This window comes from Burkholderia sp. YHN3-13 (assembly GCF_055810675.1).
Map to the genome: position 1 here is coordinate 243,094 of NZ_JBVVNQ010000002.1, position 15,356 is coordinate 258,449.

Annotated in this window: 15 protein-coding genes; 1 reads left to right on the top strand and 14 read right to left on the bottom strand. The window is 69.9% G+C overall.

The features are described from left to right. Window positions 1-44: 44 nt before the first annotated feature. The 14 genes from AC0KUR_RS05995 to AC0KUR_RS06060 form a co-directional block, all read right to left on the bottom strand. Complete coding sequence (locus tag AC0KUR_RS05995; RefSeq protein WP_473375542.1) at window positions 45-1,076, bottom strand: EscU/YscU/HrcU family type III secretion system export apparatus switch protein; 1,032 nt, start codon at window positions 1,074-1,076, stop codon at window positions 45-47. A 16-nt stretch (window positions 1,077-1,092) separates the two neighbouring features. Beyond that, window positions 1,093-1,902, bottom strand: coding sequence for a type III secretion system export apparatus subunit SctT (sctT, locus tag AC0KUR_RS06000; RefSeq protein ID WP_034189405.1), 810 nt, complete (start codon window positions 1,900-1,902; stop codon window positions 1,093-1,095). After that, window positions 1,896-2,543: a hypothetical protein gene (locus AC0KUR_RS06005; protein WP_175029176.1), complete on the bottom strand. Its 648-nt coding sequence runs from the start codon at window positions 2,541-2,543 to the stop codon at window positions 1,896-1,898. Before AC0KUR_RS06005 ends, sctT begins: the two co-directional genes overlap by 7 nt. Beyond that, window positions 2,536-3,915 (bottom strand): type III secretion system ATPase SctN, encoded by a 1,380-nt coding sequence (gene sctN, locus AC0KUR_RS06010; protein ID WP_034189403.1) that lies wholly within the window; start codon window positions 3,913-3,915, stop codon window positions 2,536-2,538. The genes AC0KUR_RS06005 and sctN overlap by 8 nt, the downstream gene beginning before the upstream one ends. Beyond that, window positions 3,912-4,541, bottom strand: coding sequence for a type III secretion system stator protein SctL (gene sctL / locus AC0KUR_RS06015; protein ID WP_034189402.1), 630 nt, complete (start codon window positions 4,539-4,541; stop codon window positions 3,912-3,914). The genes sctN and sctL overlap by 4 nt, the downstream gene beginning before the upstream one ends. Then, entirely contained in the window at window positions 4,523-5,272 is a 750-nt protein-coding gene (locus AC0KUR_RS06020; RefSeq protein WP_473375543.1) for a SctK family type III secretion system sorting platform protein, read from the bottom strand. Before AC0KUR_RS06020 ends, sctL begins: the two co-directional genes overlap by 19 nt. Beyond that, entirely contained in the window at window positions 5,269-6,150 is an 882-nt protein-coding gene (sctJ, locus tag AC0KUR_RS06025) for a type III secretion system inner membrane ring lipoprotein SctJ (protein WP_034189400.1), read from the bottom strand. The genes AC0KUR_RS06020 and sctJ overlap by 4 nt, the downstream gene beginning before the upstream one ends. A gap of 50 nt (window positions 6,151-6,200) precedes the next feature. After that, a complete protein-coding gene (locus tag AC0KUR_RS06030; protein ID WP_034189520.1) occupies window positions 6,201-6,680 on the bottom strand; it encodes a hypothetical protein in 480 nt (159 codons plus the stop codon). A 148-nt stretch (window positions 6,681-6,828) separates the two neighbouring features. Next, window positions 6,829-7,041 carry a hypothetical protein gene (locus AC0KUR_RS06035; protein WP_034180511.1) on the bottom strand — a complete coding sequence of 71 codons (213 nt, stop codon included), beginning with the start codon at window positions 7,039-7,041 and terminating at the stop codon, window positions 6,829-6,831. Window positions 7,042-7,182: 141 nt separating this feature from the next. Further along, window positions 7,183-8,517, bottom strand: a complete 1,335-nt coding sequence (gene sctD, locus AC0KUR_RS06040) for a type III secretion system inner membrane ring subunit SctD (protein ID WP_034189399.1) — start codon at window positions 8,515-8,517, stop codon at window positions 7,183-7,185. Next, on the bottom strand, window positions 8,498-10,534 hold the full coding sequence (gene sctC, locus AC0KUR_RS06045; protein ID WP_069706830.1) for a type III secretion system outer membrane ring subunit SctC: 2,037 nt from the start codon (window positions 10,532-10,534) through the stop codon (window positions 8,498-8,500). Before sctC ends, sctD begins: the two co-directional genes overlap by 20 nt. After that, on the bottom strand, window positions 10,534-10,812 hold the full coding sequence (gene sctS / locus AC0KUR_RS06050; RefSeq protein ID WP_473375544.1) for a type III secretion system export apparatus subunit SctS: 279 nt from the start codon (window positions 10,810-10,812) through the stop codon (window positions 10,534-10,536). The genes sctC and sctS overlap by 1 nt, the downstream gene beginning before the upstream one ends. After that, window positions 10,809-13,013 carry a type III secretion system export apparatus subunit SctV gene (gene sctV, locus AC0KUR_RS06055; RefSeq protein WP_226252635.1) on the bottom strand — a complete coding sequence of 735 codons (2,205 nt, stop codon included), beginning with the start codon at window positions 13,011-13,013 and terminating at the stop codon, window positions 10,809-10,811. Before sctV ends, sctS begins: the two co-directional genes overlap by 4 nt. Window positions 13,014-13,268: 255 nt before the next feature. Then, window positions 13,269-14,096: a helix-turn-helix transcriptional regulator gene (locus tag AC0KUR_RS06060; protein ID WP_034189396.1), complete on the bottom strand. Its 828-nt coding sequence runs from the start codon at window positions 14,094-14,096 to the stop codon at window positions 13,269-13,271. Between the two features lie 284 nt (window positions 14,097-14,380). Between AC0KUR_RS06060 and AC0KUR_RS06065 the strand changes: the two genes are divergently transcribed. Beyond that, window positions 14,381-15,277 (top strand): helix-turn-helix transcriptional regulator, encoded by an 897-nt coding sequence (locus AC0KUR_RS06065; protein WP_226227746.1) that lies wholly within the window; start codon window positions 14,381-14,383, stop codon window positions 15,275-15,277. The last annotated feature ends 79 nt before the right edge of the window (window positions 15,278-15,356 follow it).

Genomic DNA, 15,356 nt, shown 5'->3' on the forward strand with positions numbered 1-15,356 from the left:
AGGGCGGCATGCACAAACGCTCACCGCCACCGCGCCACGCCGCGTCACCCCCCGCCGGTCGCCCATTTCAGCAACTGCGCGACCTCGCGGAAATGCTGCGGCTGAATCGTGCCGTTCTCGGGCGTCGTCTCGTACAGCGCCTGGGCGAGCCCGACGTTCGCGAGCGTCGGGCGCAACACGTCGCGGGCGAGCCGCACGATCCGCTCGGCCGCGTCGCCCTCGCCGCGAGCGAGCACCCACGGCAGCGTGCCGATCCCGCCGTAATAGAGCGCCACCGCGACGCGCGGCGAATACACGACCACCGACGCGTAGCCGATACGGTCGGGCAGCGACGCGAACTGCGCTTCGCGCGCGAGCTGCCGGCGCTTCGCCTCGATGTGCGGATCGCCTTCGTCCTCCTTGTGCTCGCGCCGCACTTCGTCGATCGACATCTTCATCTTCTGGTTGAACTCGTGCCGCTGGTGCACGATGTCGATCAGCGCCATCACGATGTAGATCAGCGCGGCCCAGCCGAACAGCAGCATCAGCAGCTTCACGATCAGCGCGAGGATCGAGACCGGCCGCGTGAAACCCGACTGCACCGCCGGGTCGAGCGACTCGACGATCAGCCAGCCGAGCGTCGCGACCAGCAGCGCCGTCTTCAGCAGCATCTTCGCGAGATTGACGAGGTTGCGCAGCGACCACAGGTTCTTCATGCCCTCGGCCGGATTGAGCCGCGACAGCTGCGGCACGAGACGGCTCCACGCCATCACGCCGCCCACCTGCACGAAGCCCGCGAGCAGCCCGGCCAGCAACCCGGCCGCGACGATCTGCGCGGACAGCGTCGCCCAGTCGCGCGCGGCGCCGTCGATCAGCACCGCGAGCCGCGCGGCCGGGTCCGCCGCGCCCACCGCGTCGAACACGAGCCGGAACAGCGCCTGCAGCCGCGCGAACAGCGAACCGATGCCCACCGCGAGCGCGACGCACACGCCGACGAAGAACGCCGACGAAACCGTCTCCGCGCTCTTCGGCACGTCGCCTTTCTCGCGCGCCTCGCGCAGGCGCTTCGCGGTCGGCTTCTGGTCCTTTTCGGCCATGTCGGTGCCGCCGCGCTCAGCCGCCGCCGTGCGCGGCGAACAGCGCGCGCAGCAGCGCCATCAGCCCGCTGTCGGGGCTCAGCAGCGAATGCAGCGACGCGTACACCACCGGCAGGAACAGCATCATCATCAGCAGGGCCAGCGCGCTCTTCAGCGGCTGCGAGAACACGAAGATGTTCAGCTGCGGCACCGCGCGCCCGACGAGGCCGATGCCGAGCTCGACAAGGACCAGCACGATCGTCACCGGCGCCGCGAGCTTCACCATCCATTCGAAGATCGTGTCGGTCTGTCGCACGATGAAGGTCTGCAGCATCGACGAGAAATCGGGGCCGAGCGAACCAATCGGCCACCACGCGTACGACTGCGCGAACAGCTGCACCAGCACCTGCAGGCCGCCCGCCGTGACGAACAGCGTGATCGCGACGAAATTCAGGAATCCCGACGTCGGACCGCCCTCGTGCCCGCCCATCGGATCGAAGAACGCGGCGCTGCCGCTGCCGGTCTGGAAGTCGATCAGGTAACCGACGCCCTGGATCGCGAACAGCACCGCGCTGAACGCACCCGCGAGCAGCATGCCGACCACCGCCTCCTTCGCGACGAGCAGGCACCACATCAGGAACGGCAGCGCGGCCACCTGCGCGGAATCGATCGCGGGCGCGACGAATGCGGCGATCACGACGGCGATCCCGTTGCGCACGAGGCCCGTGATGATCTGCTCGTTGAACACCGGCACAACGAACATGACCGGCAACAGGCGCGGCATCACGTAGAGCAGCGGCCGCAGCGTGCCCGCGACGTCGTTGAAACCCGCGGCCTGATCTAGCATCGGCGCTCCGCGGCCGCGGGTGGCGCGGCATCGTCGGCCGCGGCCTCGCCAGCCGGGCCGGACATCTCCGCATCGAACGCGGCGGCCGCTTCAGGCGGCGTGGACGCATGACCGGCCGTATCGCCCGCCCCGGCCACCCCGGCCACCCATGCGCCGGCCGTCGAGAAACGCCGCACCGCGTAACCGTCCGCGACTTCGTCGGCGTCGCGCTCGATCCGGGCGGCGCGCGCCTGCAGCGCCTTCTCGCCGGCCTTCTCGAGCTTGTCCTCGGCGGCCTTCGCCTTGCGCGCGGCGCGCTGCAGGTCGGCGAGCGTCGCCTCGTGGCCGCGATGCAGGTGCGCGGCCTGGTTCACCGATGCGTTCGCGGTGCCGATGTGGCGGTCGAACGTGCGTGTATCGGCCGCGGCCTCCTGCAGCGCGCGCGCCTCGCGCAGATCGTCGGCGAGCCGCACCTGGATCGCGGCCTTCGCGGCAACCTGTTGCGCAAGCTGCGCTTGCGCGGCATCGAGCGCGCGACGGCTCTGCGCGGCGACGCCCTGCTGGCGCGCGGCCGCGACGCGGGCGATCTGGCTGCGCATCTCGCGCACGCGCTTCAGGCGCGCGAGCGTCGCGAGCACGAGGCGGTCGTCGGTTTCAGACATGATCGTTCGCCAGCTTCATCAGCTTCGCGAGCTGCGCATCGAAACGCACGTCCTCGTTCGACGCCTGCGCGCAGAACGCGCCGATCGCGTCGCGCGCGCGCAGCGCGAGATCGCCGAGCCGGTCGCTGCCTTCGCGATACTCGCCGATCTGCACGAGCAGCTCGATCTCCTGGTACTTCGCGATCAGCTCGCGCACGCGCGCGGCCGCCTGCTGGTGCGCGCGGCTCGCGACGAGCGGCATCACGCGCGACAGGCTCGCGAGCACGTCGATCGCCGGATAGCGGTTCGCGAGCGCGATCTTGCGCGACAGCACGATATGGCCGTCGAGGATCGACCGCACTTCCTCGGCGATCGGGTCCGATTCCTCGTCCCCTTCGACGAGCACCGTATAGAGCGCGGTGATCGACCCGTGCGCACCCTGCCCCGCACGCTCGAGCAGGCGCGGCAGCACCGCGAACGTCGACGGCGGGAAGCTGCGCCGCGTCGGCGGCTCGCCGCTCGCGAGGCCGACCTCGCGCTGCGCGCGGGCAAAACGCGTCAGCGAATCGACCAGCAGCAGCACGCGCTTGCCCGCGTCGCGGAAGTGCTCGGCGATCGCGGTCGCGACCAGCGCGGATTTCACGCGCTCCATCGCGGGGCGATCGGAGGTCGATACGACGACGATCGACCGCGCGCGCACCTCCGGCGACAGGCTGTGCTCGATGAATTCGCGCACCTCGCGACCGCGTTCGCCGACGAGCGCGATCACGTTCACATCGGCCTGCGCGCCGCGCGCGATCATCCCGAGCAGCGTGCTCTTGCCGACGCCGGACGGCGCGAAGATGCCCACGCGCTGCCCGACGCCGAGCGTCATCAGGCCGTCGATCACGCGCACGCCGGTCGGAAACGGCGTGTCGATCATCTTGCGCGCGAGCGGATTCGGCGGGTCCTGCTGCGTCGACACCCACGCGGCGCCCGTCACGGGCCCGCGATCGTCGAGCGGCCGGCCGAGCCCGTCGAGCACCCGGCCGAACAGCCCGTCCCCCACCGGAAACACATGCTCGCGCCCGGACGGCACGACGGTCGTCTCCGGCGACAGCCCCGCCACGTCGCCGAGCGGCGTGAGCAACGTCGTCTGCCGCGAGAAACCGACCACCTCCGCGAGCAGCGTCGGCTGGTTCGGCGTGCGCAGCTCGCAGATCTCGCCGAGCCGCGCGCGGATGCCCGTCGCGTTCAGGATCTGCCCGACCGCGTGATTGACGCGACCCTGCACCGATACCGGCGAGAAGAACGCGAGCCCCGCGTCGAGTTCGCCGACGAGGCGGCCGCGATCGAACGGCGCGCCGTCGTCGTCGCCGCCGAACGGTTGCGGATCGTCGAGCGGCGCGTTCATCGCGCGGCGCCCTTCAGCGCATCGCGGCGGATCGCCTGGCGCAGCGCGTCGATCTGCAGGTCGAGACTCGCGTCGATGCGCCCGGACGGTGTCTCGACCGTGCACGCGTGGCGCTCGAGCCGCGCGTCCTCGACGATGCGGATCTTCTGCCGGTTCGACTGTCCGGCGAACGCGCCGTCGAGCGCGTCGCGCATCTCGTCCTGGCGGCCGGGCGCGACATGCACGACCAGAAACGCCTCGTCGCGCACGAGCGGCGCGATCCGCGCGAGCGCGGCCTCGTACAGCTTCTGCGTGCTCATCTCGCCGACGATCGCGCGTACGGCTTTCACGACGATATCGGCCATCGCATCCTTCATCGTCTCCATCGTGCGCGTGGCCGCAAGCGCCTGCGCATAGGCCTGCGCGGCCTGCTCGCGCTGCGCGCGGCGCATCCCTTCGTCGTAGCCGGCCGCCTGGCGCTTGTCGAATTCGCGCTGCGCGTCGGCGACGATGCGCGCGGCCTCTTCATGCGCGGTCGCGATCACCGCGGACGCATCGAGCAGCGCCGCGTACTCGCGCTCCTTGAGCACCTTGCGCTCCGACAGCAGCTGCAGGTTGTCGCTCGTGATCAGAAAAGCCAGTCCCATGACGCAAGCCTCTCGGGAATCAGAAACAGGAACATCAGTTCGCCGAACTGGTCGCGCTGGGCGCGGTTCAGCCAGTAAGGCGCCTCGTCGTCGATCGCGCGGTTGAATTTCAGGCGCACGCGCCGCGCGACCGCCTCGCCGGCCGCGCCGATGAAATCCGCGAGCAGCCGGCCGCCGCGCGCGCGGATCACGACCGGCAACGCGGCGGGATCGGCCCGCCACGGCTCGAGCGTTTCGGCCAGCGCGCCGAATTCCGGCGCGCGTTCGAGCGCGAGATCCAGCGCGTCGCCGCCGAGCCGCGCCGCGACTTCAGCGCGGATGCGGCGCCCGGCCAGCGCGTCGCGCAGCCACGCGCGATGCAGCAGCAGTCCCGCATACGCGGCCAGTTGCTCGAGCGCCGCGCCCGGCAGCAGCGCGAGCCGCGCGCACGGGTTCGCGACGTCGAAGTCGTGCCGGCCGTCTACGTCGTTCACTGCGAGCAGGTGCCGCGCGAGCAGCTTGCGGCCGGCCGCGCCGAACGCGTCCGGCGAGCGGTAGCGCGCGGGCCAGTCGGCCGGCACGCGCGTCACGTGCAGGTAGCGGTCGGGCCGCAGGTTGAAGTCGCAGACGAGCGCATGAAACGCCGCGCGGCGCGGCGCGGGCGGTGCCGCGAGCGGCTGCAGCCACGGCAGCGGCGCGGCGTCGGCCGGGTTGAGCCCGTCGCCCGGCGGCGGCGCGTGCGGATCGCTCATGCGCCGTCGCGCGCCCCGTCCGCCGCGCGCAGGCCGCCGCCCGGCTGCGACGCGCCGCCGGCACCGTTCGCCCCGCGCGGCGCACCGAGCAGGCCCGCGAGCCGCGCGCCGAACATCCCGCGCCGCGCGGCCGACAGCGCGATGACCGCGCAGGTCAGCAGGATCAGCGCGAACACGAGCCAGCCGAGTGGCGAACGCAGCCGCAGGACGTCCGACACCGCGCTGCCGATCCCGTCCACGCGTGTCGCGCGCGCGGCGGCCGGCTGCAGGAACAGCGACACGTTGTCGTACTGCAGCCCTTCGATGCTGTGCGCGACGAGATCCTTGACCATCGGCGCCATCGCGCGCAGGTCGACGCCGGGCCGGTAGCGGATGTATACGGCCGCCGACGACGGCTTGATCTTGTCCGCCAACGGATCGTTCTCGGGAATCACGACCTGCACGCGCGCGACCACGACGCCCTCGATGTCCTGCAGCGTGCGCGACAGATCCTGCGACACGCCGTACAGGTAGCGCACGCGCTCCTCGGCGGGCGTCGACACGAGGCCCTGCTTCTGGAACAGCTCGCCGAGGCTCGCATAGCTCGGCTTCGGCAGCCCGTTCGCCTGCAGCACCGTGAGTGCCGACTGCATGTCGCCGTCCGCGACGCTCACGAGCCACGCGTTGCGGTCCGACGTGTCGCGCGCGTCGTTGTCCTTCGACGCGCTGATGCCCGCGTCGCCGAGCACGGCGACCATCTGGTTCGCGTCGCGCTCCGACAGGCCCGAGTACAGCTCCTTCTGGCACCCGGCCAACAGCACGAGCAGCCCCGCGAGCAGCGCGCGCGCCGCCCGGCTGCGCCACGCATGCACGCGCGGCGTCGAATCGATCGTCGTCATCGTTTGTCCGCTTCAGGGCGCGCGAGACCGGATCCGGCCCACGCGCGCCATCACTCCTGCGTCTTCAGCACCGTGTGCGTGAAGCCGTTCGCCGCCTGCGCGACCGACAGGCTCAACTGGTATTCCGAAATCGTGGTGGTCGCCGTCCACTGGAAGTCCATCGCCTTCACCATCGTCATCAGCGGGTCGCTACGGCTGTCCGCCATCGACGTCAGCATCTCGCTGCGATGCTTGTCGATGTTCGCGTACCGCGAATCGAGATCGTTGCCGTAGGTGCGCAACCGCTCGACGAGCGACGACTGGTTCGCCTGCGCGGGCGTCATCTGCACGGCCGGCGCCGCATCCGCCGGCGCGCGCGACATCGCGACGCCCGACGCGGACGGCGGGGCCGCCGCCGATGCCCCCGGCTGCATCAGCGCATCGAACTGGCGCACCTGCGCCGGATCGGACGCCGCACCCGTTTGCTGCTGCGCGGCGCTCGCGAGCGCGGCCGCGCCCGGCGGCGCCGCGCCTACGCCTGTCACTGACATGTTCATGCCCTCCTCGAGTGGCCGACGCCGGACCGGATCGGTCGGGCCAGCCCGGAACAAACCGGCCGGCACGCACGCATCCGCCGCCGGACGCCCTGCTCGGGCAGACCCGGCGCGCGGCCACGCGCGGCACGGCCGGCGACCGGCGTCATGCGCGGCCGGCCGAGCTCAGGTGCTGCGCAACCTGGGCGTTCGCCGTCCCCTCTTGCGCGGTCACTGCGTTGCTGGTTTCGAACGTCGCCGTCGACTGCTGGACCTGGAAGTTGATCTTCGTCAGTTCGAGCTGCGTCTTGGTCAGGTCGTCGGCCTGCTGCTGGACCTGGTTCGTGTTGGTTGCACCACCTGCTGCCTGCGTACCCATGTTGTGCTCCTTTAAGTGAAGTTCATCCACCTCCCGGCGGCGGCCCCATGCCCCGCCGGCGACGTGAGCCGCCGCACCGCTGCGACGCCTCGCGTAATGCGCGCACCGCGCGCCGCGCGATGCGCATGACCTGTCGCGGCGCTAGTGCGCCTTCTCCTTCGATGCCGCCGCGGTTGCCGCCGCCTCCGGCAACAGCGTCGGCCCCGGCACCGGCTGCGCGACCCCGGCGGCCGCGCCGCTCGCGAGCGGTGCCACGGGCGGCGCCGGCGCCTGTTCGGGCGCACGCGCCGACGGGCCGCCGAGCGGCATCGTGATGCGCTGGCCGCCGCGTTCGAACACGACTTCGTCCGGGCCGATCGACACGACCGTCGCCCCCTCCTTCAGCCGCGCGCCTTCGAAATAGCGGCTGCCGTCGGCCGTCTCGATGTAGCGCTGGTCGCCGTCGCCCGCGAACACGGTCGTGATCTCCGGAATGCCTGCCGTGCCGCCCAGCGTCGTCGCCGTGCGCGGCGCGGCCGGATCGGCATCGCGCACGTGATCGACGACTTCGAGCGCCGGTCGCGCATCCTTCATGTAGTTGCGGATGCGCGGCTCGATCTGCGCGCGCGCGGCCGCGCCCGTCAGTTCGATCCGGCCGCGGCCGAGATATGTCACCGTCAGCGCCGTATCGCTGAAATAGGTCTGCGCGGTCGCCACCAGGTCGCTGACCACGTAGATGTTGCCGAGCGCCGCGTTGTCGACCTCCGCGACGATCTGCGCGACGCGTTCGCGCGCGGCCGGATCGCTGACGTAGCCCGACACGATCACGCCGTCGTCGCGCGGCGCGACGGCCAGCTCCGGATACGCATGCAGCAGCTGCTGCAGCCGGTGCGTGCGCGCGAGCACCGATTCGTGCTGCCACGGCAGGCGCCCCGACCACGCGACGAAGCCGTAGCCGAGCGCGCCGAGCAGCACGCCGATCCACAACGCGACCAGCGCGATCACGAGCCGGCGGCTGCCGAGGCGGCGCAGGCCGCCCGTGAGCCAGCCGAGCCACGCGGCCTCGCGCGCGGCGTCCGGCGCATCGGCTTCGTCCGGCACCGCGACGCTCGCCTGCGCATGCCGCGCGATGCCGAGCCGGATCGAGCCGACCGTCACGACGTCGTGCGGCGTCAGCGAGCGGCGCCCCGCGCCGAGCGGTTCGTCGTTGAACAGCACCGCCGCGCCGGTCTCGCCGCCGTGGTTCTGCACGGTCACCGCGAGCGCGCCGACCTGCAGGCACACCTGCTTCGCGCCGATCTCGCGATCGGGCAGGATCACTTCGCAATCGGCCGCGGTGCCGACCCAGTTCGCGCCGCGCGCGAGCGACATCGTGCGGCCGTACATCGGCCCGCTCAGGAAGCACAGGTTCCACGGCGACGCGAGCGCGGCCGCGCCGCCCCCCGCGCCGCCGGGCAATGCGCCGTCGCCGTGCGGATCAATGATGCTCGTCGACATGGGGAGTGGCTCCTGCGGTCGTCGCGGGCTGCGCCGCCGCATCCTGCGGCGGCGGCAGCGCGGGCGGACCGAACTTCGTGCCGGGCAGCGGCTTCGGCGTCAGCGGCACCGCGACGTCGTTGTCCGGCGGGCGGTACATCGACAGTCCTTCCTGGCCGGCCGGCGCGTCGACACCCGGGTTCACGGGCGAGCCGTCCGGCGCATACATCGACGCGGTCGTCACCACGCGCGGCGTCAGCAGGTAGAACCGCTCCATGTGGTTGCCCGACTTGTCGGTGTACTTGAACAGGTTGCCGATCAGCGGAATGTCGGACAGCCAGGGCACGCCGCTCTTGTTCAGCTTCACCTCGTCGTCGTTGAAACCCGCGATCAGCAGGCTCTTGCCCTCGTCGATCATCGACTTGGTGACGATGTTGCGCTGCTGGATCACCGGAATGTTCGACACGGCCTGCCCTTGCACGACGTTGCCGTCCTGGATGTCGATCGACATCATCACGCTCTGCGGATTGCCGGACACGGCCGCCGCGTTGCGGATCGCCTCGTCGACGATCATCGGCGTCACCTTGATGCTCGTGCCGGTCGTCACGCTGTACAGCGACGAATCCTGGTAGCCCTGCACCTGCACGTAGAACTGCGTGAGGTTCTCGAGGATCGCCTCGGTGTTGTCGAGCGCGAGCACCTTCGGTTTCGAACGCAACTGCGCCTGCCCCTTCTGCGCGAGCGCGTTCACGCGCGTGAGCAGGTAGTTGCGCAGCGAGCCGCCGATCGATGCCGTCAACGCGATGCCGGTCGGCAGGAAGGTGCCCGTCTGCCCGGTTTCCGACGTGCCGACGCCGAACGTGAGCGGCGGATTGCCCGAGCCGTTGTACTGCGTGTTGCCGTTCAGCGGATTCGCGCCGTTGCCGATCTGCACGTCGCCGTGCGTCGTGTGCAGGCGCCAGTCGATCCCGAGGCTGTCGAGCGAATCCTCGTTGATGTCGATGATCGTCACGTTGATCTCGACGATGCGCGGCCGCTCGTCGAGCTGGTTGATCAGCGACTGGTAGCGGTACATGTTCTCCGGCAGGTCGCGCACGATCACCGCGTTGATCGCCGGATCGGCGACGATCTGCGGCAGCGTGTCGCCGCCGCCGGCGTTCCCGAACGGTGCAAGCCCGCCGCCTGCGCTGCTGTCGCCCGCGTAACCGCCCGCGCGCGGGCCGCCGGCGATATCGGGGAAGTCGAGCCGCGGCACGGCGATCGTCAGCCCCGAGCCCAGCTTCACCTGGCGCGCGGCCTGTCCGAGCGGCGTGCTCGACGGCAGCGCGTTCGTGCCGCCGCCCTTGCCGAACAGGCGGCTCAGGATCGTCGCGACGCCCGGCACCGTCACCTCCTTGCCCGAGCGGTTGATCGTGAAATCCGACGCCCAGCCGTACTTCAGCCGGAACGCGCGGATATCCGCATGCGCGCCGTTCGCCGACGGATCGCCGACCGAGCCGACCGCCTGCCGCACGAGCTCGACGTAGCGGCGCGGGCCAGCCACGTACACGCTGTTCGCGCGGTCGTTGATCACCAGCGTGTAGCGCTTGTCGGGAATCTGCATCGCCTGCAGCGCGCGGCCGATTTCACCGGCTGCGTTCGGCGGGATCGGGATCATCTGCGTCTGCGACTGATCGGCCGGATCGACGTACAGGAACGAGCCGTCGTAGTACCACGTGAGCCCGTAGGTCGAGCAGATCGTGTCGAGCGTCTGTTGCGGCGTGCCCGAGAAGCGGCCGCTGATCACGCCGTCGACCTTCGGGTCGACCACCGCCGTCACGCCCTGCGACGACGCGAGCTCGCGGATGAAGTCGCCGATCTTCTTGCCGTTCGCGACGATCGTGAACGGCTTGTTGCGCCAACGCAGGTCCGCGGCCCGCGCATGCTGCGCGGGCGCCATGCACAGCGACGCCGTGAGCAGCGCGGTCGCGCACATGGCGAGCGCGGCCCGTTGCAGGCTGCGCGGTTGAAACCGGATCGAGGCGACGCGTCGACGCATCAAAGGACTCCTGTGGAAGAAACGAACATGCGTTCCAGCGCCTGCTGCGCGAAGCGCAGCACTTCGCCGCCGAGCCAGCCCGACAACAGCACGAGCGCGACCATCACGGCGATCAGCCGCACCGCGATGCCGATGTTGGCGTCCTGCACCTGCGTGACGGCCTGCAGGATCGCGACGACGAGGCCCGTGACGGCGGCGATCAGCACGATCGGCAGCGACAGCAGCAGCACGAGCATCAGCGCCTGGCGCGTCAGGTCGAGGATCGTCGAGCTCGTCATTGCACGGCTCCCGGCGCACGCACGCCGGCACCCGCGCCGACCGTGCCGTCGTCCGGCGGGTTCTTGACCCAGCCGACCGTATGCAGCTGCACGTCTTCCTCGACCTCCTGGTACGACAGCACCGCGAGGTCGGGCAGGACCGGCTGCAGGATCGTCTTCACGTAGCGGCGCGCGCCGAGCGCGACCATCACCGCGAGCCGCACGGCGCCCTGCGCATTGCCGTGCCCGCCGCCGCCCGCCTGCGCGGCCTGCACGATCGCGCGCACCTGCTCGCCGATGTCCTGCTTGACCGCGCTCGACAGCGCGAGGAAATTGCCCTGCTTGGTGCGCATCACCGCGCTCTCGATCCGCTCCTGCAGGTTCTGCTCGAACAGCACGACCCGCAGCTGGCGCGTCGTGCCCGCGTGGCGGTCGGTAATCATCCGGCGCAGGTCGACGCGCACGAGCTCGACCAGCGCGATCACGTCGTCCGGTTCGTTCGGCGCCCACGTGATCAGGCTTTCGAAGATCACGCGCAAATTGCGGATCGGTACCTGCTCGGCCAGCAGTCGGCGCAGCACCTCGGTCACGCGCTGCAGCGGCACGAGCCGCGTCAGCTCGCCCACGAGTTCCGGATGCTCGCGGCGCACGAGATGCACGAGCGCCTGCGTTTCCTGGATTCCGAGCAGTTCGTCCGCATGCTGGCGCACGATCTGCTCGACATGCGCGGCGAGCGCGCTTTCGCTCGACAGCCACTTGCCGTCCGGCGCGGGGCCGTCGGGCTTGATCCACAGCGCCGTCGCGAACGGGCCGAATGCCTCGGCCGGCTGGCGCTCCGCGCGCTCGGGCAGCGGCGCGACGCCGTCCCACAGCAGCCAGCCCGGCTTCAGCGCGCCGTGCGCGGCGAGCACGTCCTGCAGATAGATCCGGTACGTGCCGGCCGCCGCGCCTTCGTCGTCGTTCAGCGTGATGCGCGGGAACACCGTGCCGATGTCCGCATCGACGCGCGCTTTCGCGCTCGACAGCGCGGCTTGCAACTGCGCGAGGTTCAGGCTCGCGCGCAGGTCGTCGGACAGCGACACCGCGATCAGCGACGTGACGCCGGCCGCATGCGACACCTTCGCGGGCTGGCCGTCGTCGGCCGCGCCGACGCGCCCCGCGATCTGGATCAGGTTGAAACTCGGCGCGGCCGTCTTGCGCTTGAGCTGCGAGAACGCGAACACGCCGAGGCCGATCGCGATCAGCGCGAACGACCATTTCGGAAAACCGGGCACGACGAGGAAGCCGGCCAGCACGACCGCCGCGATCAGCAGCGCGCGCGGATGCGCCCCCAGCTGCTCGCCGAGCTGTTCGCCGAGCTGGCGCTGCCGCGCATCGCGCGTCGCGACGCGGGTCGTGACGATGCCGGCGGCGATCGACACGAGCAGCGACGGAATCTGCGACGCCATCCCGTCGCCGACCGTCAGGATCGCGTAACGCTGCAGCGCCTGGCCGATATCCATCCCGTGCATCAGCGTGCCGACCGCGATCCCCGCGACGATGTTGATGAACGCGATCACGAGGCCCGCGATCGCGTCGCCCTTCACGAACTTCATCGCGCCGTCCATCGCGCCGTGCATCTGCGATTCCTGCTCCAGCTTCTCGCGTCGCTCGCGCGCTTCGTCGGCGCTGATGATGCCCGCGCGCAAGTCCGCGTCGATGCTCATCTGCTTGCCGGGCATCGCGTCGAGCGAGAAGCGTGCACCGACTTCCGCCACCCGCTCCGACCCTTTCGCGATCACGATGAACTGCACGACGGCGATCACGAGGAACACCACGCCGCCCACCACGACGTTGTTGCCGACCACGAGCCGCCCGAACGCGTCGATCACGTGGCCCGCGTTCGCGTGCAGCAGGATCAGCTTGCACGACGCGATGTTCAGCGCGAGCCGGAACAGTGTCGTGAACAGCAGCAAGGCGGGAAACGACGAGAAGCTCACCGCCGACGGCACGTAGGTCGATACCGTCAGCAGTACGACGCTCGCGGCGAGGTTCAGCGAGATCATCCCGTCGAGCGCGGCCTGCGGCAGCGGCAGGATGAACAGCGCGACGACCGCGACGATGAACACCGCGATGAACAGGTCGGCGCGCGGCGATGCGCCCCCGAGACGCGGTCCGGACACGCCGCGGCCGGCGGAAAACAACCGCTGCCAGTCGCGGGGGAGCGCCTTCGGTTCAGCCATCGTGCCGTCGTCCTGTCGTTATCGCCGGCCGGCACGGGCAATCCTGCCCGTGCCGCGCGGACCGTTGAATGGGACGAGTGTAGCGACGGGAAACGATGGAAAAAGGGATGCGCCTCGTAGCGCGAAAGCGCGTTTTCCGGCGACGATCGAATCGGACTACGAAACCCGGCGGCACGCTCGGGCACGCGCCGCCGGAACCGCTTCCATTGCGGGCCGGGCCGCCGGCGCGCACGCCGGCGGTGTGCCGCTTCGGGGTTACAGGCGCCGCGCGGCGAGGTACGCGAGCTGCGCGCGGTTCTGCACGTTGAAGAGTTTCTCGAGCGACCGGATGTGATGGCCGACCTTGTGCAGCGACGTGCGCAGCGCGCTCGCGATCTCCTGGTCGGACAGCCCGTGCACGAGGCGATCGAGCACCTGCTGCTGCTCGTCGCCGAGCGCGAAACCGCGCATGCGTGCGATACGCGCCTCGAGGAACGGCAGCGCGACGCGATGCACGGCGAGGCTCACCGCCAGCGCGCCGCCGATCACGCGATCGTCGATCCATTCGGTGCCGTGCGTCTCCGACGTCACGTTCACCGCGACGCGCAGGTCGAGACGCGGCGCCGACAGGCTGAAGATCACGCCGCTGTTCATCGCGTGCGCACGCAGATGGCCGGCGAGCGCCAGCACCTTGCGGTCGCCGCTGCCCTGCGCGGCCGCCTCGATCTCGTCGAGCCGCCATGCGACCGGAAAGCCGCTCTGCCGCACCTGCGCGAAACGCGGGTCGCTCTCGTAGAGCATCCCTTCGATGAACGGCTGCATGAACGTTGCCGGCGCGAGATCGCGCAGCAGATGGGCGCACAGAATGCGCCGCCCGATCATTTCGTAGGCGCCGTAACCGAGCGTACTGAAACCGATTTGCCGCAATCGCGCATGGCATTGCGCGAAATCGATTGGCGCAAGGTCGGTTTTACCGGATCCGATTTGAATGCCGGTAAAAACGTCGCGCTCGATTGCCTGATATTCGCTCGAATAAGCGGCCGCTGCCGCGATATCGGCATGTGAGAACCATTCGACGCGTGGTGCGCCGTCAGCATGTGTCATGAGGAGCCCGCCCCTTTCCCAATATATGAAACTGCGCCCCGTCACGATCTGGTCTTTTCTTTATGATTTTCTGGTAGTCAATATACGCGCGCGAACATGAACCTTTCGCCGCAATTAGTATTACGGCATATTACGCATACACAGGCATTTTTGTACAATGCCCCCGCGTTTCGTCAGGGATGACGATCGGCGCATATCAAAACGATGCTCGATCGCACCGCCGCGAATGCCGTTCACGATACGGCCGCCGCCAGGCGATGCGCGTCGATTCCGAGGGATGGCTCATGTCCGATATTGCATTGCATGAAGAAGCGGTCGCCCCAACCTTTCCGCGCGCGTCGGGCGCCTGCGCGGATGCGCGCCGGGAGCGCACCGTGCAGGTCGTCTGGTGCGACGACGTGAAGGGCGGCGACGTCACGCAGCCGCACGCGCCGAAGCTCGGCGTCGCCGATACGCTCGCGCACGCGCAGAGCACGGCCGAGCGCAACCGGATCGTCACGAGCCTGCTGCATCTGACAGGCTTCTCGACGTTCGCGTACTTCGCGCTCGAATTCTCGCGCGAGCGCGTCGAAAGCCTCTATCTGCACGAAGCGTTCACGCCGCCCACCTATCGCGGCGACTACGTGCGGCACAACCATCACGACGTCGATCCGCGCACGCTCGGCGCGCGCGTCTGCAACATGCCGATCGTGTGGGACCTGCAGCAGCTGCGCCGCGAGCACCGCGAGCGCGACGACGGCCCGAACGAAAGCCCCGCCACGCTCGACGGCTTCCTGCAGACGATGCAGGACGACGGGATGTGCAGCGGCATCATGTATTCGATGGCCGTGCCCGGCACGCGGCTGCACGCGTTCATGAGCTTCACCGCGCCGCGCCGCACGCGCGAGTGGATCACGCCGGCGACGATCGAGCAGGCATTGTCGATCGGGTTGTCGGTGCACAAGTTCGCCTCGCCGCAACTGATCTCGACGTCGCGCGAGCGCGCGGTGAACGGGCTCACGCCGTTCGAGCAGGAACTGCTGCTCGGCATTGCCGAAGGCGCATCCGACAAGGAGATCGGCCGGCGCCTCGACACCAGCGCGCACAACGTCGACTATCACCTGCGCAAGCTGCGCAAGCGCTTCGGCGTCGCGAACCGGATCCAGCTCACGTACCTGACGTCGAAGCTCGAATTGATCTGAGCGCGGCGCCGCCGCTTGGCGAATTCGAACGCGTAAACGCGCATGCCGGCCTCGAGGGCCGGCATGCGCGGGTTGCGGT